This is a genomic window from Massilia sp. YIM B02769 (assembly GCF_030411995.1).
GTDB lineage: Bacteria > Pseudomonadota > Gammaproteobacteria > Burkholderiales > Burkholderiaceae_D > Telluria.
The window spans coordinates 1-23,593 of sequence record NZ_JASNRC010000013.1 but is presented as its reverse complement, the minus strand read 5'-3'; the positions used below and the strand labels follow the sequence as shown (position 1 = coordinate 23,593).

General features: G+C 65.9%; 22 protein-coding genes. 4 read left to right on the top strand and 18 right to left on the bottom strand.

All coding sequences use genetic code 11. The features are described from left to right. The first annotated feature begins 99 nt into the window (after window positions 1-99). Window positions 100-984 carry an RNA polymerase sigma-70 factor gene (locus QPK31_RS20240; protein ID WP_290424687.1) on the top strand — a complete coding sequence of 295 codons (885 nt, stop codon included), beginning with the start codon at window positions 100-102 and terminating at the stop codon, window positions 982-984. Between the two features lie 89 nt (window positions 985-1,073). Further along, complete coding sequence (locus QPK31_RS20235) at window positions 1,074-1,538, top strand: carboxymuconolactone decarboxylase family protein (protein WP_290424686.1); 465 nt, start codon at window positions 1,074-1,076, stop codon at window positions 1,536-1,538. 174 nt (window positions 1,539-1,712) lie between these two features. Here the strand turns inward: QPK31_RS20235 and ftsZ are convergent, their stop codons facing one another. The 15 genes from ftsZ to mraZ all read right to left on the bottom strand — a co-directional run bounded on the left by ftsZ (window position 1,713) and on the right by mraZ (window position 18,824). Next, on the bottom strand, window positions 1,713-2,912 hold the full coding sequence (gene ftsZ / locus QPK31_RS20230) for a cell division protein FtsZ (RefSeq protein ID WP_290424685.1): 1,200 nt from the start codon (window positions 2,910-2,912) through the stop codon (window positions 1,713-1,715). Between the two features lie 159 nt (window positions 2,913-3,071). Then, on the bottom strand, window positions 3,072-4,304 hold the full coding sequence (ftsA, locus tag QPK31_RS20225) for a cell division protein FtsA (RefSeq protein ID WP_290424684.1): 1,233 nt from the start codon (window positions 4,302-4,304) through the stop codon (window positions 3,072-3,074). A gap of 12 nt (window positions 4,305-4,316) precedes the next feature. Next, window positions 4,317-5,135 (bottom strand): cell division protein FtsQ/DivIB, encoded by an 819-nt coding sequence (locus QPK31_RS20220; RefSeq protein WP_290424683.1) that lies wholly within the window; start codon window positions 5,133-5,135, stop codon window positions 4,317-4,319. A 3-nt stretch (window positions 5,136-5,138) separates the two neighbouring features. Continuing rightward, complete coding sequence (locus tag QPK31_RS20215) at window positions 5,139-6,110, bottom strand: D-alanine--D-alanine ligase (RefSeq protein ID WP_290424682.1); 972 nt, start codon at window positions 6,108-6,110, stop codon at window positions 5,139-5,141. Further along, the gene (murC, locus tag QPK31_RS20210) at window positions 6,107-7,504 is read right to left on the bottom strand and encodes a UDP-N-acetylmuramate--L-alanine ligase (protein ID WP_290424681.1); all 1,398 of its coding nucleotides are present in this window, start codon (window positions 7,502-7,504) and stop codon (window positions 6,107-6,109) included. Before murC ends, QPK31_RS20215 begins: the two co-directional genes overlap by 4 nt. Window positions 7,505-7,506: 2 nt before the next feature. Next, complete coding sequence (gene murG, locus QPK31_RS20205) at window positions 7,507-8,589, bottom strand: undecaprenyldiphospho-muramoylpentapeptide beta-N-acetylglucosaminyltransferase (RefSeq protein ID WP_290424680.1); 1,083 nt, start codon at window positions 8,587-8,589, stop codon at window positions 7,507-7,509. Beyond that, a complete protein-coding gene (gene ftsW, locus QPK31_RS20200; protein WP_290424679.1) occupies window positions 8,586-9,803 on the bottom strand; it encodes a putative lipid II flippase FtsW in 1,218 nt (405 codons plus the stop codon). Before ftsW ends, murG begins: the two co-directional genes overlap by 4 nt. Continuing rightward, window positions 9,803-11,299, bottom strand: coding sequence for a UDP-N-acetylmuramoyl-L-alanine--D-glutamate ligase (gene murD / locus QPK31_RS20195; RefSeq protein WP_290424678.1), 1,497 nt, complete (start codon window positions 11,297-11,299; stop codon window positions 9,803-9,805). Before murD ends, ftsW begins: the two co-directional genes overlap by 1 nt. A 3-nt stretch (window positions 11,300-11,302) precedes the next feature. Next, window positions 11,303-12,472 carry a phospho-N-acetylmuramoyl-pentapeptide-transferase gene (gene mraY / locus QPK31_RS20190; protein ID WP_290424677.1) on the bottom strand — a complete coding sequence of 390 codons (1,170 nt, stop codon included), beginning with the start codon at window positions 12,470-12,472 and terminating at the stop codon, window positions 11,303-11,305. A 4-nt stretch (window positions 12,473-12,476) separates the two neighbouring features. Further along, entirely contained in the window at window positions 12,477-13,847 is a 1,371-nt protein-coding gene (gene murF / locus QPK31_RS20185; protein ID WP_290424676.1) for a UDP-N-acetylmuramoyl-tripeptide--D-alanyl-D-alanine ligase, read from the bottom strand. A gap of 2 nt (window positions 13,848-13,849) precedes the next feature. Further along, entirely contained in the window at window positions 13,850-15,370 is a 1,521-nt protein-coding gene (locus QPK31_RS20180; RefSeq protein WP_290424818.1) for a UDP-N-acetylmuramoyl-L-alanyl-D-glutamate--2,6-diaminopimelate ligase, read from the bottom strand. Then, window positions 15,370-17,145, bottom strand: coding sequence for a penicillin-binding protein 2 (locus QPK31_RS20175; protein WP_290424675.1), 1,776 nt, complete (start codon window positions 17,143-17,145; stop codon window positions 15,370-15,372). Before QPK31_RS20175 ends, QPK31_RS20180 begins: the two co-directional genes overlap by 1 nt. Then, the gene (gene ftsL, locus QPK31_RS20170; RefSeq protein WP_290424674.1) at window positions 17,142-17,414 is read right to left on the bottom strand and encodes a cell division protein FtsL; all 273 of its coding nucleotides are present in this window, start codon (window positions 17,412-17,414) and stop codon (window positions 17,142-17,144) included. The genes QPK31_RS20175 and ftsL overlap by 4 nt, the downstream gene beginning before the upstream one ends. After that, window positions 17,411-18,388: a 16S rRNA (cytosine(1402)-N(4))-methyltransferase RsmH gene (gene rsmH, locus QPK31_RS20165; protein WP_290424673.1), complete on the bottom strand. Its 978-nt coding sequence runs from the start codon at window positions 18,386-18,388 to the stop codon at window positions 17,411-17,413. The genes ftsL and rsmH overlap by 4 nt, the downstream gene beginning before the upstream one ends. Before the next feature lie 7 nt (window positions 18,389-18,395). Further along, window positions 18,396-18,824 carry a division/cell wall cluster transcriptional repressor MraZ gene (gene mraZ / locus QPK31_RS20160; protein ID WP_229438001.1) on the bottom strand — a complete coding sequence of 143 codons (429 nt, stop codon included), beginning with the start codon at window positions 18,822-18,824 and terminating at the stop codon, window positions 18,396-18,398. 411 nt (window positions 18,825-19,235) lie between these two features. Here mraZ and QPK31_RS20155 point away from each other — a divergent pair, with 411 nt between their 5' ends. Beyond that, window positions 19,236-20,186, top strand: coding sequence for an AAA family ATPase (locus tag QPK31_RS20155; RefSeq protein ID WP_290424672.1), 951 nt, complete (start codon window positions 19,236-19,238; stop codon window positions 20,184-20,186). Here the strand turns inward: QPK31_RS20155 and QPK31_RS20150 are convergent. Then, entirely contained in the window at window positions 20,183-20,629 is a 447-nt protein-coding gene (locus QPK31_RS20150) for a hypothetical protein (RefSeq protein ID WP_290424671.1), read from the bottom strand. The two genes, QPK31_RS20155 and QPK31_RS20150, sit on opposite strands and share 4 nt — an antisense overlap. A 315-nt stretch (window positions 20,630-20,944) precedes the next feature. Between QPK31_RS20150 and QPK31_RS20145 the strand changes: the two genes are divergently transcribed. Beyond that, the gene (locus QPK31_RS20145; RefSeq protein WP_290424670.1) at window positions 20,945-21,643 is read left to right on the top strand and encodes a fumarylacetoacetate hydrolase family protein; all 699 of its coding nucleotides are present in this window, start codon (window positions 20,945-20,947) and stop codon (window positions 21,641-21,643) included. A 133-nt stretch (window positions 21,644-21,776) separates the two neighbouring features. Here the strand turns inward: QPK31_RS20145 and QPK31_RS20140 are convergent, their stop codons facing one another. Beyond that, window positions 21,777-22,295, bottom strand: coding sequence for a hypothetical protein (locus QPK31_RS20140; RefSeq protein WP_290424669.1), 519 nt, complete (start codon window positions 22,293-22,295; stop codon window positions 21,777-21,779). Between the two features lie 16 nt (window positions 22,296-22,311). Continuing rightward, window positions 22,312-23,593: glycerol kinase GlpK (gene glpK / locus QPK31_RS20135; protein ID WP_290424668.1), on the bottom strand; the 1,282-nt coding region annotated here is incomplete at its 5' end.

Here is a 23,593-nt window from a genome sequence, read left to right as displayed (position 1 = left end):
TGCGACGGATCGACAGGCGGGCCGACAGACGGCAAGCTGTCACAAACAGGCGGTGCCGGCCGTCTTGCATGGATCGCCAACCGAATCGAGAATGCCCCTATGACCCTGCCCTCCTCTCTTGCGCCGACCGACAGCTTCGCAACTGTGCGCCCGCGCCTGTTCGCCATTGCCTACCGCATGCTCGGCACGCGCGCCGACGCCGAGGACGTGGTGCAGGACGCCTGGCTGCGCTGGAACGGCAGCGAGCGCGCAAGCGTCGCCACACCCGAAGCCTGGCTGGTGACCGTCACCACGCGCCTGGCCATCGACCGCCTGCGCAGCCGCAAGCTGGAACGCGAAGCCTACGTCGGCTGGTGGCTGCCCGAGCCGCTCATCGAGGACGCGCACACGCCGGAAGCGGCGGCCGAACTGGCCAGCGACGTGTCGGTGGCCTTCCTGTGGGTGCTGGAACGGCTGGCGCCCGAGGAGCGCGCCGCTTTTCTCCTGCGCCAGGTGTTCGACCAGGATTACCCGGACATCGCCGCCATGCTCGGCAAGTCGGAAGCGGCCTGCCGCCAGCTGGTGCACCGCGCCCAGGCCCGCGTGAAGCAGGAACAGCCGCGCTTCGACGTGCCGCAGGCGGCCCACCGCGAACTGCTGGCGCGCTTCATGCAGGCCGCCGGCGCGGGCGACCGTACGGCGATGAAGGCGCTGATGGCGGACGACGTGCAGCTGGTGTCGGATGGCGGCGGCAAGGTGAAATCCTTCCTGCGCGTGCTCGAAGGCGCCGGGCGCGTGGCCGGGGTCTACTGGTCGGTCGAGCACGCGTTTCCGGGGCGGGTGGCCTACCGCCAGGCGCTGGTGAATGGCGAGCCGGGGCTGCTGCGCTACGTCGATGGCCGGATCGAGTCGGCCCAGTCCTTCATTGTCGACGCCGGGCGCATCGTGGCGGCGTTTGTGATCCGCAATCCCGACAAGCTGGCGGGGGCGCCGCAAACGATCTAGCGTGCGGCTGTCACAAACGCGGGCGCCGGATCGTCTGGATGGCATGGAGTGCGCACGGTGCGCCTCCCTTTCCTGAAAGGACACATACCATGTCTCACGCTGCACGCATCGATTTCTACAAGCTGGCCCACCCGAACCTGCAGGCGATGATCGCGCTGTCGGCCAGCGTGAAAAAGAGTTCGCTCGGCCCGCGCCTGGTGGAACTGGTCAACTTGCGGGTCTCGCAGATCAACGGCTGCGGGGTCTGCATCGATATGCACTGGCGCGACCTCGTCAAGCAGGAAGCCGACCCGCGCCATTTGAACGCGATCGCCGGCTGGCGCGAGGCGCCCTTCTTCAGCGCGCGCGAGCGGGCGGCGCTACGCTGGGCTGAGGCGGTGAATGCGATTCCGCATTCACCGCCGACGGACGAGGATTTCGCGGAGCTGCGTGCGCAGTTCAGCGATAACGAGATCGCGGAACTGGGGTATGCGATCGCGGTGATCCGGGGTTGGAACATGCTGAACGTGAGTTTGCAGAACCCGATTCCCGAGGTGCCGGCGCCGGGGTTCTAGTGAACGCTGCGCATTGTTGGCTCCGATATCGTGCCGGGAACTACTACGCAAACTATCACCGCGTGGGCACAGGGGCGCCCACCCTACGCATCACACGTCGCGGGCCAATAAAAAACGGGACCGGAGCGCAAGCTCCGGTCCCGTTTTTGGATACGACCCTAATCGTTTAGACGATCAGTCGGCTTGCTTGCGCAGGAAAGCCGGAATGTCGTAGGTCTCGACACCGTTGCGCTGCATCGCCTGCACCTGTTCCGATGCCTGCTCGCGGCGCCACACGGCCGGCTGCTTGCCGCCGACATCGCCGCCGCCGACGCCCGTCTGGCCCATGGTCAGGCCGCCCGGCAGGCCGGCGGTCGCGCCCATCATCGGGGCGTTGTAGGTGCCGGTGCGCAGGACTTGCTGCGGCTGGACCAGCTGCATCTTCTGCGCCTTGCCCAGGCCGGTGGCGACCACGGTCACGCGGATCTCGTCGCCCATCGCGTCGTCGTAGGCGATGCCTTGCGCGATCGATGCGTCAGGGGCGGCAAAGGCGCGCACGGCGGCCATGACTTCCTTGATCTCCTTGCCCTTCAGGCCACGCGACGCGGTCACGTTGACCAGCACGCCCTTGGCGCCCGACAGGTCGATACCGTCCAGCAGCGGCGAAGCGACAGCCTGTTCGGCGGCGATGCGCGCACGGTCCACGCCCGAAGCGGTGGCGGTGCCCATCATGGCCTTGCCCTGCTCGCTCATGATGGTCTTCACGTCGTTGAAGTCGACGTTGATGTGGCCCGGCACGTTGATGATCTCGGCGATACCGGCGACGGCGTTGTTCAGCACGTCGTCGGCATGCTTCATCCACTCCAGCATGGATTCGTCTTCGTAGATGTCTTCCAGCTTTTCGTTGAGGATGATGATCAGCGAGTCGACGTGCTTCGACAGTTCTTCGAGGCCGGCTTCGGCCACGTCCATGCACTTCTTGCCTTCGTACGAGAACGGCTTGGAGACCACGGCCACCGTCAGGGCGCCCATGGTTTTCGCGACTTCGGCCACGATCGGGGCGGCGCCGGTGCCGGTGCCGCCGCCCATGCCGGCGGCGATGAAGACCATGTGCGCGCCGCGCAGCGAATCCTCGATGCGCGAGCGGGTTTGCTCGGCCAGCTGGCGGCCGATTTCCGGACGCATGCCGGCGCCCAGGCCGGACTCGCCGATCTGGATGATGTTGTTCGCGCTCGATGCCGCAAGTGCCTGGGCATCGGTATTCGCGGCGATGAACTCGACGCCCGAGACGCCTTTGTTGATCATGTGCTGCACGGCGTTGCCGCCTGCACCACCCACGCCGACGACCTTGATCACCGTTCCCAGTGCTGCGTTATCGACCATATCGAACTCCATGATGTGACTCCTCATCTTCAAATTGCAGCACCCAAGCGCCAAACCTCACAAGGTTATCAGGACTGGCCCTTGGTTACTGCTAGGTATTGTAAAAATATGTGTGTTTGTATCGAATCAAAGACGCTTATTGCCGACGTCGGTTGCTGCTTAGAAATTCATTTAGAAATTACCCAAGAACCATTCCTTCATGCGTTGCCAAACCGCCTTTACCGAACCATCCTGGCGCGTCACGATATGGCCTCGCAGGTACTGCTTTTTCGCTTCCAATAACAATCCCAAAACAGTCGCGTAGCGCGGGCTGCGCACCACGTCGGCCAGCTGGCCGCGGTAGTCCGGCGTGCCGAGGCGGGTCGGCTTGAGGAACATGTCCTCGGCCATCTCGATCATCCCCGGCATCATCGCGGTGCCGCCGGTGAGCACGATGCCCGACGACAGCACGCCCTCGTAGCCGGACTCGCGCACCACCTGGTGCACCATCGCGAACAGTTCTTCCACGCGCGGCTCGATCACGGCGGCCAGCGCCTGGCGCGAGAGCGCGCGCGGGCCGCGGTCGCCCAGGCCCGGCACTTCCAGGGTCTCGCCCGGATCGGCCAGCACCTGCTTGGCGACGCCGTAGCGCAGCTTGATTTCTTCCGCCTCGCCGGTCGGCGTGCGCAGCGCCATCGCGATGTCGCTGGTGATCTGGTCGCCGGCGATCGGGATCACGGCGGTGTGGCGGATCGCGCCGTCGCTGAAGACCGCGATGTCGGTGGTGCCGCCGCCGATGTCGATCAGGACCACGCCGAGCTCCTTCTCGTCGACCGTGAGCACGGCGTCGGCCGAGGCCATCGGCTGCAGGATCAGGTCCGACACTTCCAGGCCGCAGCGGCGCACGCACTTGACGATGTTCTGCACCGCCGACACCGCGCCGGTGACGATGTGCACGCGCACTTCGAGGCGGATGCCGCTCATGCCGATCGGCTCGCGCACGTCTTCCTGGTTGTCGACGATGAACTCCTGCGGCACCGTGTGCAGCAACTGCTGGTCGGTCGGGATGTTCACGGCTTTCGCCGTCTCGATCACGCGCGCGACGTCGGTCGCCGTGACTTCCTTCTCCTTGATCGCCACCATGCCGCTCGAGTTGAACGAGCGGATATGGCTGCCCGCGATGCCTGCATACACATTGCGGATCTTGCAGTCGGCCATCAGCTCGGCTTCCTCGAGCGCGCGCTGGATCGATTCGACGGTGGCCTCGATGTTCACCACGACGCCCTTCTTCAATCCCTTCGACTCGTGCTGACCGAGGCCGATGACCTCGTGGCGTCCGTCGGACATCACCTCGGCCACGACGGCCACCACCTTCGAGGTGCCGATGTCGAGGCCGACGATCAGGTTTTTCGCGTCTTTTGTCATTGCTCGCCTGCTTTAGATATGCTTGGTTGTTTTGTTGGTTGTTTTTTTCTTGACCGTCGGCTTCACCGGCTTTGTCGCATCCGCAGGCACGGTGAGTGCCGCCGACGACAAGGCCAGGCCGTTCGGGTAACGCATGTCGATGGTGTCGATGCGGCCTTCCTGCAGCCGGGCGACCAGCTGTGGGTAGACGCCGACCAGGCGCGCCACGCGCCCCTTGACGGTATTCCTGTCCTGCTCGCGGCCAAGCTCCACGCTCATGCCGTTGTCCAGCTTCACGGTCCAGGCGTAGCGCGAGGACAGCGCCAGTTCCTGCGGCACCAGCTTCACCGGCGCGAACCAGGCGCGCAGTTCGGCGAAGCGTGCCAGCACTTCCTTCTCGCTGCCGGCCGGACCCGTGAACGCCGGCAGCTCGTGGTCGTCGTCGGCCTCGGCCAGGTTGGCGGTGAAGACATCCCCTTTCACCGACAACAGGCGGCCTTCGCCCCAGGTGCCGAGCGCCTCGTGTTCCTCGACCTCGACGATCAGCTGGTTCGGCCACTCGCGCCGCACCGTGGCGCGCCGCACCCAGGGCACGGCCTCGAAAGTCGTGCGCACCTGGTCCAGGTCCGTGGTGAAGAAATTCCCGCGGATCTTGCCCAGCACGCTGTTCCGTACCGTGAGTTCGTTCACGTGGCGCAGGCCGATGCCGTACAGGCTCTCGACCTTCACCGCGCGCAGCGTGAACATCGGCCGCTGCGACAGCCACCACACGCCGGACGCCAGGCCGGCGAGCAGCGTCGCCGCCAGCAGCGTGCTGGCGGTGGCGTTCAGGGCGCGTACGTCATGCCACATTTGTCAGCCTTGTGCCTTCACCATCTTGCAGCGCGCCGAACGCAGGATCTCGACGCACAGCGCTTCATAGTCGATGCCCACCGCGCGCGCCGCCATCGGCACCAGCGAGTGCCCGGTCATGCCCGGCGAGGTGTTCACCTCCAGCAGGAACGGACGCATGTCGCGCTCGCGCACCAGCACGTCGACCCGGCCCCAGCCTTCGCAGCCGAGGGCACGATAGGCGTTGACGGCATGCTTCTGGATTTCTTCAGTCAGTTCTGCCGGCAAATCGGCCGGGCAGTGGTACTGGGTGTCGTCCGTGAAGTACTTGTTCTGGTAATCGTAGTTGCCGGCCGGGGCCACGATCTCGACGATCGGCAGCGCGCGCGCATCCTTGCCCGCGCCGAGCACGGCGACCGTGAACTCGCGGCCGGTGACGAATTCCTCGGCCAGGATCACCTCGTCGAAGCCGGCGGCCAGCGCCACGGCGGCCTCGAATTCCTCGGCTTTTTCCACCTTGGTGATGCCGATGGTCGAGCCTTCCAGCGGCGGCTTGACGATCAAGGGCAGGCCCAGTCCGGCCACGACGGCGTCGAGGTCGTCGCCCGGCTTCACACTCGCATAACGCGGGGTCGGGATGCCTTTCGAGAGCCAGATGATCTTGGTGGTGATCTTGTCCATGCCGACCGCAGAGGCCATCACGCCGCTGCCGGTGTAGGGAATGCCGAGCTGCTCGAGGGCGCCCTGCAGGCTGCCGTCTTCGCCGTAGCGGCCGTGCAGCGCGATGAAAACACAGTCGAATTGCTCTGCCGCGAGTTCGGCCAGCGAGCGCTCGGCCGGGTCGAAGGCGTGGGCGTCGATGCCGCGGCTCTTGAGTGCCTGCAGCACGCCGGTGCCGGACATGATCGATACCTCGCGCTCGGCCGAGCGGCCGCCGAGCAGGACGCCGACCTTGCCGAAATTCGTGACGATGTCAGTAGCGGATGAAGTGCTCACGAAGCCACCTTTGAAGAAGAAGTTAACAAGTGCGGAATACCGCTGATCGAGCCCGCGCCCATGGTCAGCACGACGTCGCCGTCACGTGCCACCTGGCGGATCGCGTCGGGCATCTCGGCGATCGTTTCCACGAAAATCGGTTCGGTCTTGCCGCCGGCGCGCAGTGCACGGGCCAGGGCGCGGCCATCGGCGGCCACGATCGGTGCCTCGCCGGCCGGATACACTTCGGCCAGCAGCAGCACGTCGGGGGTCGCCAGCACCTTCACGAAGTCCTCGAACAAATCGCGCGTGCGGCTGTAGCGGTGCGGCTGGAAAGCCAGCACCAGGCGCCGGCCCGGGTAGGCGGCGCGTGCGGCGGCCAGGGTCACTTCGGTCTCCACCGGATGGTGGCCGAAGTCGTCGACCAGGGTAAAGCTGCCGCCGCCTTCCAGCGCGACCTCGCCATAACGGGTGAAGCGGCGGCCGACGCCACGGAATTCCAGCAGGCCCTGGGCGGTGGCGGCATCGTCGATGCCGATCTCGCGTGCGATGGCGATTGCCGAGCAGGCATTCAGCACGTTGTGCATGCCCGGCTGGTTCAGCACGAATTTGGTGTCCGGGTAGCCTTCCTGGCGCACCGTGAAGTGCATGTGCACGCCGTCGGCGTAGGCATCCAGGGCGCGCACTTGCGCGTCTTCAGCGAAACCGTAGGTGGTCACCGGTTTCGTTACCTGCGGCAGGATGGCGCGCACGTGGCGGTCGTCGATGCACAGCATGGCGCGGCCGTAGAACGGCAGGCGGTGGGTGAAATTGACGAACGCTGCCTTCAGTTTCTCGAAGTCGTGCTCGTAGGTTTCCATGTGGTCGGCGTCGATGTTGGTGATCACCTCGATCATCGGCGACAGGTTCAGGAAGGAGGCGTCCGACTCGTCGGCCTCGGCCACGATGAAGTCGCCGGTGCCGAGCTTGGCATTCGCGCCGGCTGCGGTCAGGCGCCCGCCGATCACAAAAGTAGGGTCCAGGCCGCCCTGGGCCAGCACGGATGCGACCAGGCTGGTGGTGGTGGTCTTGCCGTGGGTGCCGGCAATCGCGATGCCGCGCTTCAGGCGCATCAGTTCGCCGAGCATGATCGCGCGCGGCACCACCGGAATCTGGGCGGCGCGCGCGGCCATCACTTCCGGGTTGGCTTCGTTAACGGCGGTCGAGGTCACGACCGCATCGGCGCCCAGCATGTTCTCGGCGGCGTGGCCGAGGTAGACGCGTGCGCCCAGGTCCTTCAGGCGCTGGGCGGCCGGGTTGCTCGACAAATCGGAACCCGACACCTTGTAGCCGAGGTTGAGCAGCACCTCGGCGATGCCGCTCATGCCGCTGCCGCCGATGCCTACGAAGTGGATGTGCTTGATCTTGTGCTTCATTCTTATTTCTTGTTATTGGCGAGTTGTTCGAGTACGGCTGCGATGGCTTCGTTGGCGTCGCGCTTGCCGACCAGTTGCGCCGCCTCGGCCATGGCCAGGCATTGCGCGCGCGTGGTGTTCATCAGGAGCTGGGCCACGCGTTCGGCCGAGAGCTCCCCCTGCGGCAGGTGGATCGCCGCCTGTTGCTTGTCCATCCACACCGCGTTGTCGCGCTGGTGGCTGGTAGTCGATGCCACGAAGGGCACCAGCACGCTGGCCACGCCCGCCGCCGTCAATTCCGACACGGTGATCGCGCCGGCGCGGCAGATCACCAGGTCCGCTTCGGCATAGGCGGCCGCCATGTCGTCGATGAAGTCGACCACGTTGGCCTGCACTTGCGCCGCCGCATAGGCCGCGCGCAAGGCGTCGATGTTCTTCTTGCCCGACTGGTGGGTCACGATCGGACGCACATTCGCGTCGATGCGCGCCAGCGCGGCCGGCACGCTGTCGTTCAGCACCTTCGCGCCCAGGCTGCCGCCCACCACCAGCACGCGCAACGGGCCGGTGCGGCCGGCGAAACGTGCGGCGGGCGCCGGCAAATCCAGGATGGCCTGGCGCACCGGGTTGCCGGTGACGACCGCCTTGCCGGCGGCGTTGCCGAAGTCGGCCGGGAAGCCGAACAGCACGCGGCTCGCCAGCGGCGTCAACGTCTTGTTCGACAACAGCAGCGCGGCGTCGGCGTTCACCAGCGCCAGCGGAATGCCGCGCGTGCGCGCCATCATCCCGCCCGGTACCGTCACATAGCCGCCCATGCCCAGCACCACGTCGGGCTTGCGCTGACCCAGCACGCGCAGGCAGGTGGCGAAGCTGGCCGCCATCTTGAAGGCGCCCTTCACGGTGTGGCCCAGGCCCTTGCCGCGCAGGCCGGCGAAATCGATGCTGTCCATGGCGATGCCCTGCTTCGGCACGAATTCGTTTTCCATGCCGTGGGCCGTTCCCAGCCAGGTGACGCTCCAGCCCCGCGCGCGCATGGTCTGGGCGATCGCCACGCCGGGGAAGATGTGGCCGCCGGTGCCGGCGGCCATGATCATCAGCTTCTTGGTCATATGCGTCCTCCGCGCATCAGGACGCGATTCTCGTAGTCGATGCGCAGCAGGATGGCCAGGCCGACGCAGTTGATCATGATGCCGGTGCCGCCATAGCTCATCAATGGAAGTGTCAGGCCTTTCGTCGGCAGCAGGCCCAGGTTGACGCCCATGTTGATGAAGGTCTGCACGCCCAGCCAGATGCCGATGCCTTTCGCGGCAAGACCCGCGAAGAACTGGTCGAGTGCGATGGCCTGGCGGCCGATGTCGAAGGCGCGCTTGACCAGGAAGTAGAACAGCGCCAGCACCACCAGCACGCCGGCCAGGCCCAATTCCTCGCCGATCACGGCCATGATGAAGTCGGTATGCGCTTCCGGCAGGTAGTGCAGCTTCTCGACGCTGTTGCCCAGGCCCACACCGGCCAGTTCGCCGCGCCCGAAGGCGATCAGCGAGTGGGTCAGCTGGTAAGCCTTGTCGAGGGCATTGTCTTCCTGCCAGGGGTCGAGGTAGGCGAACATGCGCGCGCGGCGGAACGGCGACAGCGCGATGATCGACGAGAACACCACCACCAGGATGGCGCCGATGCCGCCGAACCAGATCATGTTGAAGCCGCCCAGGAACAGGATGCCCATGGCGATGCAGACGATCACGCCGAAGGCGCCCAGGTCGGGTTCGAGCAGCAGCAGCATGCCGACCACGCCAACGGCAAAGGCCATCGGCATGAAGCCCTTGGTCAGCTTGTGCATGAACTGCTGCTTGCGCACCGTGAAGTCGGCGGCGTACAGCACCACGACGATCTTCATGATCTCGGACGGCTGCACCTGGAATACCTTCAGCGACAGCCAGCGCCGCGCACCGTTCACGGACACGCCGACGCCGGGGACCAGCACCAGCATCAGCATGAAGAGCGTGACCACGAACATCAGCGGCGCCAGCTTCTGCCATACCGCCACCGGGATGCGGAAGGCGAAGTAAGCCGCCACCACCGACACCGAGATGAAGATCGCCTGGCGCATCAGGAAGTATTCGTGCTTGCCCTGCAGGTAAGAGAACTTGGGCGAGTCCGGCAGCGCGATCGAGGCCGAATACACCATCACCATCCCGAACAGCATCAGGATCAGCACCACCCAGACCAGCGGCTGGTCGTAGTTCATCATTTTCGACGGGCGTGCGCGTTCGGCGATGGCCGCCTCGCTGCTCGAACCCGAGAATTTGAAGGGGATCTGGAAAGCCATCAGAGCTCGACTCCCCGGTCCAGCGCGATGTCACGCACGGTGTCGACGAACACCTGGGCGCGATGCGCGTAATTGGTGAACATGTCGAGGCTGGCGCAAGCCGGCGACAGCAGCACGCAGTCGCCCGCGCGCGCCAGGCCCGCCGCGCGGCGCGTCGCCTGCGGCAACTCGTTCATGTCGAAGCACGGCACGCCGGACGGCTCGATGGCGGCTTTCACCGCCGCGGCATCCTTGCCGATCAGGAGCACGGCGCGCACGTAGCGGGACACCGGCTCGGCCAGCGGCGTAAAGTCCTGGCCCTTGCCGTCGCCGCCGGCGATCAGCACGATCTGCTGGTCCTGGCCGGCAAAGGCCTTGCCGAGGCCCTGCAATGCGGCGACGGTGGCGCCGACGTTCGTGCCCTTGCTGTCGTCGTAGAAGTCGACGCCCTCGATGTGCGCGACCAGTTCCACGCGGTGCGGCTCGCCCGCGTACTCGCGCAGGCCGTGCAGCAGCGGCGCCAGCGGCAGGCCGGCGGCGCGGCACAGGGCCAGCGCGGCCAGCGCGTTCGAGGCGTTGTGCAGGCCGCGGATCTTCAGGGCGTCGGCCGGCATCAGGCGATTCACGGTGATCTCGACCGGTTCGGCGACTTCGCCCTTCTTTAATTTCTTCTCGCTGGCCTCGCCGGCGACGGCCGTGGCCAGCCACAGCACGCCGCGCTCGTTGACCAGGCCCATGGCGTTCGGCGCATCCGGCTCACCGGTGCCAAACGTGACTTGCGCAGCACCCGGTGCGCCCATGCCCATCACGGTCGCATCGTCGCGGTTCAGTACGCGGATGGTGTCCGCACCGAAGATGCGCGCCTTGTCGGCAGCATACGCCGCCATGTCGCCATGCCAGTCGAGGTGGTCCTGGGTGATGTTCAGGACCGTCGCCGCATCAGCGTTCAGGCTGAAGGTGGTGTGCAGCTGGAAGCTGGACAGTTCCAGCACCCAGGCCTGCGGCAGCTTGTTTTCAAGCAGCGCCTCGCGCAGCACGTCCAGCGCCGCCGGGCTGATGTTGCCGGCCACGCGGGTAGCGAAACCGGCGCGGCGGCACAGCAAACCGGTCAGGCTGGTGACGGTGGTCTTGCCGTTGGTGCCGGTGATCGCGATGACCTTCGGGCTGTAGCCTGCGCTCTCCTTCAGCGATGCCAGCGCCTGGGCGAAGAGTTCGATCTCGCCCCACAGCGGAATGTCCTGCGCTTGCGCGGCCGGCCCGATGGCGGCCAGTTCGCGGTTCGGCGCCAGGCCGGGGCTGATGGCGACAAAGCTCACGCCGTCGAGCAGGTCGGCGGCAAACTCGCCGGCCACGAACTCGGCCTCGGGCACGGCTTCGCGCAATGCAGGCAGGCGTGCCGGCTCGGCGCGCGTGTCGGCCACGCGCACGCGCGCACCGCAGCGCGCCAGCCATTGCGCCATCGCGAGCCCGGATTCGCCGAGCCCCAGTACCAGTGCGAGTTTGCCGTTGTAGTTCATGGATCAGCGCAGCTTGAGAGTAGAGAGACCGATGAGGACCAGGATCATCGTCACGATCCAGAAGCGGACCACGACCTTGGTCTCCTTCCAGCCTTTTTGTTCGAAATGGTGGTGCAGCGGCGCCATCAGGAACACGCGGCGGCCGGCGCCATAGCGCTTCTTGGTGAACTTGAACCAGCTCACCTGGATGATCACCGACAGGGTCTCGGCCACGAACACGCCGCCCATGATGAACAGCACGATCTCCTGGCGCACGATGACGGCGATGGTGCCGAGCGCGCCGCCCAGCGCCAGCGCGCCGACGTCGCCCATGAACATCTGCGCCGGGTGCGCGTTATACCAAAGGAAGGCCAGGCCCGCGCCCGCCAGCGCGCCGCAGAAAATCAAGAGTTCGCCGGCGCCGGCGATGTGCGGGATGAACAGGTATTTCGAGTAGGTGACGTTGCCGGTCAGGTAGGCGATCAGGCCCAGCGCGCCGCCCACCATCACGGTTGGCATGATGGCCAGGCCATCGAGGCCGTCGGTGAAGTTCACCGCGTTCGAGGTGCCGACGATGACGCAATAGGTCAGCGCGATGAAGCCCCAGACACCCAGCGGATAGCTGATGGTCTTGAAGAAGGGGACGATCAGGTCGGCCTTTGGCGGCAGGTCCATCGAGAAGCCCGACTGCACCCAGGCCCAGAACAGCTGGCCGACTTCCCACGGGTTGCTGGCCGAGACCGAGAACGCCAGGTAGAGCGAGGCCGCGATGCCGATCAGCGACATCCAGAAGTATTTTTCGCCGGAGCGCATGCCTTCCGGGTCCTGGTACACCACCTTGCGGTAGTCGTCGACCCAGCCGACGGCGCCGAAGCCGAGCGTCACTACCAGCACCGGCCAGATCAGGCGGTTCGACAGGTCGCACCACAGCAGGGTCGAGATGGCGATCGAAATCAGGATCAGCACGCCGCCCATGGTCGGGGTGCCGTGTTTTTTCAGGTGGGTCTGCGGACCCTGGGTGCGCACGGCCTGGCCGACCTTCAGTTCGGTCAGCTTGCGGATCACGGCCGGGCCGGTGAACAGGCCGAGCGCGATCGCGGTGATCGCGGCCGACACCGCACGGAAGGTGATGAAGTTAAAGATGCGCATCGGACCGATATAGTCCTGCAGGTATTGTGCAAGCCAGAGAAGCATGGTGTTAGTGGGCGTCCTTGCCAGTGTTTGTTGAACCAATCAGGTGATTGACCACGCGTTCCATCTTCATGAAGCGCGAGCCCTTCACCAACACAGTTGCATCAGAATTGCCGCCCAGTTGCTGTTCCAGTGCTGCCAATAATGCGTCGAACTGCTCGAAATACGCGGCGCCCGTCGCCGCCAGGTGGCGCGACAGATCGCCCGTTGCCAGCACGTGCTCGATGCCGCGTGCCTGCGCATATGCGCCAATCTCTTCGGTGAATTCCTTGCCCTGGGCGCCGACTTCGCCCATGTCGCCGATCACCAGGAAACGCGGCGCCGGATAGGCGGCCAGCACGTCGATCGCGGCGCGCATCGAATCCGGATTCGCGTTGTAGGTGTCGTCGATGACCAGCGCGCCGTTTGCGGCCTGCTTGCGCTGCAGGCGTCCGCCGACCGGCGCAAAGCTTTCCAGGCCGCGCACGATGACCTCGCCCTCGATGCCGGCAGCCAGCGCGCAGGCAAACGCGGCGAGCGCGTTGCGCACATTGTGTTCGCCCGCGGCCGCCAGTGTCACCGCGAATGCGCCGTCCGGGGTCGTCACTTTCAAATTGTTACCGAAGCCGCTGGCGGTGTAGGTGGCGCGCACGTCGCAGCGCTCATCCAGGCCGAAGCTCAGGCTGCGGCAGTGCGCGGCCAGTCCCTGCCACACCGGCGTGTAGAGATCGTCGCCCGGATACACGGCGACGCCGTCGCTCGGCAACGCCGCGAACACCGAACCGTTTTCCAGCGCCACCGCTTCCACCGTGTGCATGAATTCCTGGTGCTCGCGCTGGGCGTTGTTGACCAGGGCGACGGTCGGTTGGGCGATGGCGGCCAGGCGCGCGATCTCGCCCGGGTGGTTCATGCCGAGTTCCACCACGGCCGCGCGGTGCGCCGCGTCCAGGCGCATCAGGGTCAGCGGCACGCCGATCTCGTTGTTCAGGTTACCCTGCGTGGCCAGGCGCGCGTTCTCGCCGAACGCCGCAGCCAGGATAGCCGCAATCATTTCCTTGACCGTGGTCTTGCCGTTGCTGCCGGTGACGCCGATCAGCGGGATCGCATGCTCGCGGCGCCAGCTGTTGGCGATCTGGCCCAGGGCCGTCAGGGTGTTCGTCACCACGATGGCCGGCAGGGTCCAGCCGTCCGGCAGGCGCTCGACGACGACGCCGGCCACGCCGCGCGATGCGACGCCGTCCAGGAAATCGTGGGCGTCGAAGGTTTCGCCGCGCAATGCGACGAACAGCGCGCCGGCGGGAGCCGTACGGCTGTCGGTCGAGACGACATCGAACACGGCATCCGTGGTGAGCTGGGCGCCGGGCATCGATGCGATCAGTTGGGCGAGCGAACCGCGCATGCTTAGTGAGTCCTCATCATGGTGAGCCGCGCGGTCAGGGCCAGCGCGGCGTGGTCTGCGTCGGAGAACGGCAGCTTCTTGCCCTTGATCTCCTGGTAGGGTTCGTGGCCCTTCCCGGCCAGCAGGATCACGTCCTGCTTGTTCGCGTGCTTGACCGCGTACAGGATCGCGGCGGCGCGGTCTTCGATGGCCTGGTATTGCGCGCCGGGCTGCATGCCTGCCACGATCTGGGCGATGATGGCGGCGGGATCCTCGCTGCGCGGATTGTCGCTGGTGACGATGACCCCATCGGCCATCTGCGCAATCGCCCCCATCTGCGGACGCTTGCCCGGATCGCGGTCGCCGCCGCAGCCGAACACGCACCACAGCGCGCCGCCACGTTCGCCCGCCACCTGGCGCAGCGCGCCCAGGGTCTTCTCCAGCGCGTCCGGCGTGTGCGCGTAATCGATCACGACCAGCGGCGCATCCTGGCCGCCGACCTGCTGCATGCGGCCCGGCGCCGGGCGCAGCGACTCGATGGCCTCGACCGCGCGTTTCAGTTCCACGCCCTTCGCCAGCAGCGCGCCCAGCACGGCCAGCGCATTGCTGATGTTGAAGTGGCCGACCAGCTGGGTCCTCACGGGCAGGCTCGCGCCCTGCGCTTCGAGCTGGAATTCGGCGCCGGCCGGACGCGCGCGCTTGTTGGTCGCGCGCAGGATGCGCACGCCATCGATGGCCGGCTGTTCGGCTTCATCCTTGAGCGTGTAGCCGGTGACGGCCAGGCCGGGATTGGTGGCGCGCAGCTTGGCGACCAGGCGCTGGCCGGCCGGGTCGTCCAGGTTCACCACCGCATTCTGCAGCTCGGGCCAGGCGAACAGCTTGGCCTTGGCCGCCTCGTAGGTTTCCATGTCGCCGTGGTAGTCGAGGTGGTCGCGCGTCAGGTTGGTGAAGATCGCGACGTCGAAGTGCATGCCGGCGGTGCGGCCCTGCTCCAGGCCGATCGACGAGACTTCGATCGCCAGCGAACGGGCGCCCGCTTCGCGCACCTTGGCCAGGCGGCTGGCGAGCAGCACGGCGTCGGGCGTGGTGTAGCCGGTGACCTGGAACTCCGGTTCGGCCGCGCCCTTGTACATGGCCACGCCGAGCGTGCCGATGACGGCGGCGGTGTCGCCCAGCTTGGCGAATGCCTGGCCGAGCCAGACCGCGCACGAGGTCTTGCCGTTGGTGCCGGTGACGCCGACGGTGAACATGTCGATGTCGGGCCGGCCGAAGACGGCGTGGGCGATGATGCCGGCCTGCGGCTTCAGGTCGGGCACGGCCAGGTGCGGCACGTTCAGGGCGTCGTTCCAGGAATAGCCGTTCGGGTCGTAGACCACGGCGGCGGCGCCGGTCTCGATGGCGGCGCGGATATAGTCGCGGCCGTCGCCGGCATCGCCCGGATAGGCGAAGAAGACGTCGCCCGGCACCACCTGGCGCGAGTCGGAAACGAGTTTGCCGCCCGGTGCGGCGGCAACGATCCACTGGCAGATTTCGCGATGGGTGATCACATGCTCTCCTCTTCCGGCTCGTCCGGGATGATGATGTCGGTTACCGACGAGTCGGGCGGCACGTTGGCCGCGCGCAGCGCGTTGGCGGCCAGGTCGGCGGCGGTTGGAGCGGCGACGCTGCCGCCGGTGCGCAGTGCGCCGCGCGGGTTATCGACCATGACCGCGATGATGAAGCGCGGCTTCGACATCGGCGCGATGCCGACGAAGTAGCCGATGTTGTCGGTGCGCGAATAGTGGCCGTTGACGATCTTCTCGGCGGTACCGGTCTTGCCGCCCACGCGGTAGCCCGGCACCTGCGCCTTCGAGGCCGTGCCTTCCGGGCTGACGACGGATTCGAGCATGGTGCGCACCTGGGCCGCGGTCTGCGGCGAGATGACTTGCTGGCCGACCGGCTTTTCGTTCACCTTCACGAAGGACAGCGGGATGATGTCGCCGTTGCGCGCGAAGATCATGTACGAGCGCGCCATCTGCAGCAGCGACACCGACAGGCCGTGGCCGAAGGCCATGTTCGCGTATTCGATCGGGCGCCACGATTTCCATGGACGCACGCGGCCGGCGGTGGGGCCGGGAAAGCCGAAGCGCGGCGCCTGGCCGTAACCGAGCTTGGTGTACATCTCCCACATTTCCTGCGGCGGGATCAGCTGCGAGATCTTCACCACGCCGATGTTCGAGGACTTCTGGATGATGCCGCCCACGGTGCGCACGCCGTAGTTGTGGGTGTCGCGGATGGTCTTGCCCGTCACGACCATGCGCCCAGGAGAAGTATCGAACACGGTGTTCGGGGTGATGCGCTTGGTTTCCAGGCCGAGGGCCACGGTCACCGGCTTGATCGTCGAGCCGGGCTCGAAGGTGTCGGTGATGACGCGGTTGCGCAGCTGGGCGCCGGTCAGGTGGCGGCGGTCGTTCGGGTTGTAGCTCGGGTAGTTGGCCATGGCCAGCACTTCGCCGGTCTGGACATCCAGCACCACGGCTCCGCCGGCCTGGGCGTTGAATTTCTCGACCGCGTTCTTCACGCTGTTGAAGGCGATGTACTGGAGTTTGCTGTCGACCGACAGCACCAGGTCCTTGCCGTCGTGCGGCTCGCGCGAGAGGCCCAGGTCTTCGACGATGCGGCCCAGGCGGTCCTTGATCACGCGGCGGCTGCCGGTGGTGCCGACCAGCGACTTCTGCTGCGCCAGCTCCATGCCTTCCTGGCCCACGTCTTCGACGTTGGTGAAGCCGACCACGTGGGTCATGACTTCGCCCTGCGGGTAGTAGCGCTTGTATTCCTTGCGGGTGTCGATGCCGCTGATCTTGAGCTTCTCGATCTGGGCGACCACGTCCATCTCGACCTGGCGCTTCAGGTAGACGAAGGTGCGGTCGGAATCGAGCTTCTTGCGCAGTTCCGCTTCCGGCATGTCGAGCAGGCGCGCGAGTGCGCTGATCTTTTCCGGCGGCGACTGCAGCACGTCTTCGGGGATCGCCCAGACGGCGCGCACCGGCAGCGACGAGGCCAGCACTTCGCCGTTGCGGTCCATGATCTTGCCGCGCGTGGCCGGCAGTTCCAGGGTGCGTTCGTAGCGGCTCTTGCCCTGCTTTTGCAGGAACTGGGTCGACATGCCCTGCAGCCAGAGCGCGCGGATGCCGAGCGCGGCAAAGGCGGCGAACAGCACGAACAGCATCACGCGCGAGCGCCAGTCCGGCAGGCGCACGGCCAGCACCGGGCTCTTCGAGAAGGCCATGCCTTTCGAGGCGGCCACGCGGCCGGTGGTGAAGGGCTTGTCGCGCTTCATTGCGCGCCCTCCGTCAGGTACTGGGTGCGGGCCGGGGTCAGCGGAGCCATATTCAATTCAGTGCGCGCGATCTGTTCGATGCGCTCGTTCTTGCCAAGGGTGGACTGGTCGAGCTGGAGCTGCGACCAGTCGATGTCGAGCTGGCGCGACTGCTGCTGCAGGCGTTCGAGCTCGATGAACAGGTGGCGCGCCTCGTAGCGCGCGTTAACGAGGGTCAGGCCGCAGGCGATCAAGCCGCTGGCCAGCACGACGTTGAGCTTGTTGCTCATCGGGCCTTACCCTTCGCTGCATCTTCCAGACGCTCGGCCACGCGCAGCACCGCCGAACGGGCGCGCGGATTGGCGTCGACTTCGGCGTCGCTCGGCTTGATCTTGGCGATCAGCTTCATCTGCGGCTGCGGCAAATCGACGGCGCGGATCGGCAGGCGGCGGTCGGGCTGGGCCACCTTGGCCTTACTGGCCAGGAACTGCTTGACGATGCGGTCTTCCAGCGAATGGAAGCTGATCACCGACATGCGCGCACCCGGCGCCAGCAGATCGTAGGCGGCGCTCAGTCCGGCTTCGAGGTCCTCAAGCTCTTTATTGATGAAAATCCGGATAGCCTGAAAGCTGCGGGTTGCCGGATCCTTGCCTTTTTCCCGAGTCTTGACCGCGTCTGCCACGATTGCGGCAAGCTGGCGTGTGCCTGAAATTGGCTCGACTGCCCGGCGAGCAACAATCGCCTTTGCAATCTGAAAAGCAAACCGTTCTTCCCCATAATCGCGTATGACCTTTTCCAAATGTTGTTCGGTGGCGCTGGCGATCCACTCGGCGGCGGAGATGCCGCGCGTGGTGTCCATGCGCATGTCGAGGGGACCGTCGTTGCGGAAGCTGAAGCCGCGGCCGGCGTCGTCGACCTGGGGCGACGAGATGCCGAGGTCGAGCAGGATGCCGTCGACCTGTTCGATGCCGCGCGCGCGCAGGGCCTCGCCCATGGTGGCGAAACTGTCGTGGACGATGCCGAAGCGCGGATCGGCGACCTGTTCGGCGGTGGCGATCGCCATCGGGTCCTTGTCGAAAGCGACCAGGCGGCCGTTCGGCCCCAGGCGCGACAGCAGCAGGCGGCTGTGGCCGCCGCGGCCGAAGGTGCCGTCTATATAGATACCATTCTTGCGCTCGCCTTCTTGGAGGTTGAGCGCATCGACTGCTTCGTCAAGCAGCACCGTGCGATGCTGCAGTACCGGCACCGTATCGGGTGTAATCATCGGTGCCTCAGAAAGAGAAATTGGAAAGGACATCCGGCATGCCGCCGGCAACCGCCTCGGCCTCGTCTGCGGCCAGCTTGGCGGCGTCCCAGATTTCGAAGTGGGTGCCCATGCCGAGCATCATCACTTCCTTTTCCAGCCCGACGGCGCCGCGCAGTTCGGGGGAAATCAGGATGCGGCCGGCGCTATCGACCTCGACATCGCAGGCGTTACCGAGGAAAATGCGCTGCCACGCGCGCGCCGACATCGGCCAGGCGGCGATCTGGTCGCGGTGGGTTTCCCAGACGGGACGGGGGAACAGCAGCAGGCAGCCATGCGGGTGGCGGGTAAGGGTCAGGCGGCCTTCGCACTGAAGCGCAAGGGCGTCACGGTGCTTTGCCGGTATTGACATCCGGCCTTTCGCATCGAGATTGATCGCTGACGCGCCTTGAAACACGTAGGTACCTAGTTTTGGAGAGTTATCAGTTTAGTTGTTTTGCGCGCCGGGAGACCTGAATTTCTCCCACAAAACTGCACTTTTTCACACCGTTTCCCACTTTAGAGGAAGCGTTGTTGCTGGTCAAGCGAATTCCGTCCGGAAACTTTCCGATTTTGCCAATGAAACCAAGGACTTAGCGCGCTTCCCTGAAGTGATCTCCAGACAAAATGTCCCGATAAATGAAGCACTTAGCTAAAACAGTGAAAGTGCTACCTCATCTAGACAAGCTGTCTTTACGTTTGATCTGGCGCAAAAATTGGTCTGGATTTAGCCGGTCATCGACAACACCGAGGGGCGCACGCGACAGTGGCGACAAAATTGCGTAACAGGCGTGCGCCGGGTTAGGATTTGTGCATAAAAGGAGCCGCCGTGAGCATCGCCCTTGCCCGAACCCGCCCCGTCTATGACCTGATCGACGTCCATGACGCCCTCGAGCGCAGCCGCGGCCGTTCGCCGGAACTCGACGCCTTCTACGAGCGCATGCTGGCAAGCGGCCCCGAGCGCTTCGTGACCACGCCCTCTTCCCTCGACGCCCTCGACCCGCTGCGCGACGAGTGCCCGAATTTCCTGGAAGTGCTGGACGACCTGGCGCGCTACCTGCGCCTGGCCCACGCCGGCAACCGCGGCTTCAACCTGATGCCGATTTTGCTGCTCGGCGGGCCGGGCGTCGGCAAGACCCACTTCGCGCGCAGGCTGGCGCGGGCCATGGGCACCGAGTTCGAACTGATCGGCATGAACGCGCTGTCGGCCGGCTTCGTCATCACCGGCAGCTCGGCCAGCTGGCGCGGGGCGAAATGCGGCAAGGTGGCCGAACGCCTGGTGCGCGGCCAGTTTGCCAATCCGGTGGTGGTGCTCGACGAAGTGGAAAAGGCGAGCGGCTCGTCGCAGTCCGATCCGCTGGCGGCGCTGTATCAACTACTGGAACCCGAAACGGCCCAGGCCTTCCGCGACGAATACATCGACGTCGAGATCGACGCCAGCCAGATCTGCTGGGTGCTGACGGCCAATTCCACCGAGGGCATTCCGGCGCCGCTGCTGAACCGGATGGCGGTGTACGAGGTACCGGCGCCGACGCGCGAGCAGGCCGCCGGGATTGCGCGGCGCATGCTGGCGGCGCTGGTCGTGGAGCTGAACCTGTCGGGTTTCGACGAGGGACTGAGCGAGGCCGTGCTCGACAAACTGGCGCCGGTGGCGCCGCGCGAACTTCGCAAGACCTTGCTCGATTGCCTGGGCTATGCGGTGGCCGAGGGGCGCAGCCACGTCAGTGTCGAGGATGTGCGCTTGCGGCCAGCGCCGGGCAAGGGGCGGATCGGGTTCTAGGCGCGCCAGTCGTTCTGATCGCGCAGCCTGGCGGCGAGCAGCCACTTCGCTTCGTTCGGAAACAGGATCCAGATGCGCTGCCAGGCATTGCGCGCCGCGCCGCCCAATGCGTTGACGAATTCGCTGGGCGACATTTTGCGGCCTTCAAACACGATATCGTCGCCATCGACCGCCGCGCGATAACTCTTGCCGCGGTAACGTGTGCGTAACAGCGTACCCGAGGGCAGGAACAGGTTTTTCCACTGGTAGCCGCTGATGGCACGCCGCCCGGCGTACAGGGCGGGCTGCTGCGCCTGCAAGGCCAGCCAATGCGCAATTGCCGTTTCTGCGAGCACTGCCAGGTCGCGCCGGTCACCGCCGCGTTCGCGGTAAGCGCACAAATCGTTGAATACGTGAACGGATACAGGAATATCGATGGCATGCTGCCGCATGGGGTTCTTCATAAAACGCTCCTCACATATTGTTTACGGGTAAACCGCGCTGGATTACACAAAAACGCACTATTCATGCAGATGAGAAAGCTAAAAAGAGCTAATTAGGGCAAGGCCTCGGCAACCCAAAATCGAGAGTCATCTAAAACCAGCTATTTATTTGACCTCATCAAAACAAATAGTTCGAAATGGTGCGATCTCATCTGCGCTGGGGTAAACCCGCGGGGGTTTGGCCGGCACACGGAAAACGCCCCCCATGGGGGAAAGACGCCCCGTTTCGTGCCGGGGCATTAGAATGGAAGCAACCGTGCCAATCAGAGAGCATTCATGACCGACTACGCCTTCACGCCGCCCGCCCCTCCCTCGCTCGCCATCTTCGGCAGCAGCGCCCGCTTCCCGATCCGCCGCGTGTTCTGCGTCGGCCGCAACTACGCCGCCCACGCACGCGAGATGGGCAGCGATCCGAACCGCGAGCCGCCCTTCTTCTTCACCAAGCCGGCCGATGCCGTGGTGCCGGCCGAGGGCGCGCTGCCCTATCCACCAGCCACGGGAGACCTGCACCACGAGATCGAATTGGTGGTGGCCCTGCGCAGCGGCGGCGCCGACATTCCGGCGGACGAAGCCTTGTCGAAAATCTGGGGCTACGGCGTGGGCCTGGACCTGACCCGGCGCGACCTGCAATCGGCGGCCAAGGAAAACGGCCGCCCCTGGGACATGGCGAAAGGCTTCGACGCCTCCGCGCCCTGCTCGCCGCTGCGCCCGGTAAGCAGCTTCGGCCATCCGTCGGAAGACGCCTGCATCCGCATTTCGGTGAACGGCACAGTGCGCCAGGAAGGCACGCTGGACGAGATGATCTGGCCGATCGCCGACATCATCGCCCACCTGTCGCGCCTGGTGACGCTGGCGCCGGGCGATTTGATTTTCACGGGTACACCATCGGGCGTGGGTGCGCTGGTGCCGGGCGACCGCGTGCACGGCGAGATCGCCGGCGTCGACGAATTCGACCTGGAAGTCGTGGAGAAATAAGCGTAGGGTGGTCGGCTCCACCCTGCACGACGCACTTACGCGACGTGTGCGCCGCCCACGCGTTCAACGCACGGCGGCACTGGCGCGTCGTTTCAGGATGTCGTTGAACGCGTGGACGGCGGAGCCGTCCACCCTACTTCCCGCCGCGCAGGGCGGCCAGGAACGCTTCCGGCTGCTCCACGCTCACCAGCAGCGACGGCCCGACCTTGGCCGGCAAATACACCACCCGGCTGCGGTCGGTCATCACGGCAAACACCAGGCCATCGCCGGCGCCCTTGAAACGGCCTGCCGTATAGCCCGGCATGTGGATGCCGTTGCGGCGCGCGCCGAGATGCGCCTCCGGGATGGCGCCGTAGCTGCCGACGCGCGCCGCGTCCAGGTTGAAATCCGTCAGCGGCCGGTCGTGCTCGTAGAAATGGGCGGCGCGCAGCAGGATCTTGCCGCCCTCGACGCGCAGCGCGTTGTCATGCACCGAGTAGGCCAGCGTCATCGTGAACGGCAAGATCAGCAGCGCCGACAGCGCCACGTTCTTCATGCTGACCGCCAGGCCGTCGCGGCGGATCACCAGCAAGGGCGCCGCGCAGGCCAGCAAGGTAATCGCCGCCATGGTCCAGAATACGCCATTGCCCACCGGGGCGATTGCAAACTGCATCCTTCACTCCATCGTATCAATGTTCGGCCCAGGCCTTGGCGTGGTGCACCGCCCGCGCCCAGCGCGCCATCAATTCCTGGCGCCGCTCGGCGGGCATGGCCGGCTCGAAGCGGCGCGCGGCACGCCACAGCGATTCGATCTCCTCGCGCGAACTCCAGAAGCCTTGCGCCAGGCCGGCCAGATAAGCCGCGCCGAGCGCCGTGGTTTCAGTGACCGCGGGGCGCACCACCGGCACGCCGAGCAGGTCGGCCTGGAACTGCATCAGCAAGTCGTTGCGGGCGGCGCCGCCGTCGGCGCGCACCTCGGTCACCGGGCAGGCGGCATCCTTCTGCATCGCATCGAGCAATTCCGCGCTCTGGTAGGCGATCGCCTCCACCGCGGCGCGCGCGATGTGGGCGGCGGTGGTCCCGCGCGTCATGCCGACGATGGCGCCGCGCGCGTACGGGTCCCAGTGCGGCGCGCCGAGGCCGACGAAAGCCGGCACCAGCATCACGCCGCCGCTGTCGGTGACCGACATCGCCAGCGGCTCGACATCCTTCGATTCCTTGATGATGCCGAGGCCATCGCGCAGCCATTGCACGGTGGCGCCGCCCATGAAGACGCTGCCCTCCAGCAGGTAGTCGGTGCGGCCGTCGACCTTCCAGCCGATCGTCGCCAGCAAGCGATTGCGCGATACCGGCGCCATGTAGCCGGCGTGCATCAGCATGAAGCAGCCGGTGCCATAGGTATTCTTGACCATGCCCTTGGCGTAGCAGGCCTGGCCGAAGGTGGCGGCCTGCTGGTCGCCGGCGATGCCGGACACGGGAATCGCACGCCCGAACCATTCTTCCTTCGCCCGCCCGACTTCGCCGGCGCTGCGCACGACTTCCGGCAGCAGCGCTTCCGGGATGTTGAACAGCGCCAGCAGCGCCGGGTCCCAGCGCATCGTGTGGATGTTGTAGAGCATGGTGCGCGAAGCGTTGCTCACATCCGTGACGTGGCGCCCGCAGAGTTGATAAGCAAGCCAGCTGTCGACGGTGCCGAAGCACAGTTCGCCGCGCTCGGCGCGTTCGCGCGCGCCGGGCACATGGTCGAGCAGCCAGGCTAGCTTGGTCGCGGAAAAATAGGCGTCGAGTTCGAGGCCGGTGCTGCGCTGGATCAGGCGCGCGTGGCCTTCGGCGCGCAGGCGGTCGCAAGCGCCGGCGGTACGGCGGTCTTGCCAGACGATGGCACGGGCGATCGGTTCGCCGGTGGCGCGGTCCCAGACCACGGTGCTTTCGCGCTGGTTGGCGATGCCGATGGCGGCGACCTGCGCAGCG

What these genes read in the sequence shown, in the direction of transcription:
- rsmH (WP_290424673.1), bottom strand. Translation starts at nt 18,388, where the DNA reads ATGATTACACCCGATACGGTGCCGGTACTGCAGCATCGCACGGTGCTG.
- murD (WP_290424678.1), bottom strand. Translation starts at nt 11,299, where the DNA reads ATGAACTACAACGGCAAACTCGCACTGGTACTGGGGCTCGGCGAATCC.
- murC (WP_290424681.1), bottom strand. Translation starts at nt 7,504, where the DNA reads ATGAAGCACAAGATCAAGCACATCCACTTCGTAGGCATCGGCGGCAGC.
- murF (WP_290424676.1), bottom strand. Translation starts at nt 13,847, where the DNA reads ATGCGCGGTTCGCTCGCCCAACTGATCGCATCGATGCCCGGCGCCCAG.
- QPK31_RS20145 (WP_290424670.1), top strand. Translation starts at nt 20,945, where the DNA reads ATGACCGACTACGCCTTCACGCCGCCCGCCCCTCCCTCGCTCGCCATC.
- ftsW (WP_290424679.1), bottom strand. Translation starts at nt 9,803, where the DNA reads ATGGCTTTCCAGATCCCCTTCAAATTCTCGGGTTCGAGCAGCGAGGCG.
- QPK31_RS20240 (WP_290424687.1), top strand. Translation starts at nt 100, where the DNA reads ATGACCCTGCCCTCCTCTCTTGCGCCGACCGACAGCTTCGCAACTGTG.
- QPK31_RS20220 (WP_290424683.1), bottom strand. Translation starts at nt 5,135, where the DNA reads ATGTGGCATGACGTACGCGCCCTGAACGCCACCGCCAGCACGCTGCTG.
- murG (WP_290424680.1), bottom strand. Translation starts at nt 8,589, where the DNA reads ATGACCAAGAAGCTGATGATCATGGCCGCCGGCACCGGCGGCCACATC.
- ftsA (WP_290424684.1), bottom strand. Translation starts at nt 4,304, where the DNA reads ATGACAAAAGACGCGAAAAACCTGATCGTCGGCCTCGACATCGGCACC.
- QPK31_RS20140 (WP_290424669.1), bottom strand. Translation starts at nt 22,295, where the DNA reads ATGCAGTTTGCAATCGCCCCGGTGGGCAATGGCGTATTCTGGACCATG.
- ftsZ (WP_290424685.1), bottom strand. Translation starts at nt 2,912, where the DNA reads ATGGAGTTCGATATGGTCGATAACGCAGCACTGGGAACGGTGATCAAG.
- mraY (WP_290424677.1), bottom strand. Translation starts at nt 12,472, where the DNA reads ATGCTTCTCTGGCTTGCACAATACCTGCAGGACTATATCGGTCCGATG.
- QPK31_RS20175 (WP_290424675.1), bottom strand. Translation starts at nt 17,145, where the DNA reads ATGAAGCGCGACAAGCCCTTCACCACCGGCCGCGTGGCCGCCTCGAAA.
- ftsL (WP_290424674.1), bottom strand. Translation starts at nt 17,414, where the DNA reads ATGAGCAACAAGCTCAACGTCGTGCTGGCCAGCGGCTTGATCGCCTGC.
- QPK31_RS20150 (WP_290424671.1), bottom strand. Translation starts at nt 20,629, where the DNA reads ATGAAGAACCCCATGCGGCAGCATGCCATCGATATTCCTGTATCCGTT.
- QPK31_RS20235 (WP_290424686.1), top strand. Translation starts at nt 1,074, where the DNA reads ATGTCTCACGCTGCACGCATCGATTTCTACAAGCTGGCCCACCCGAAC.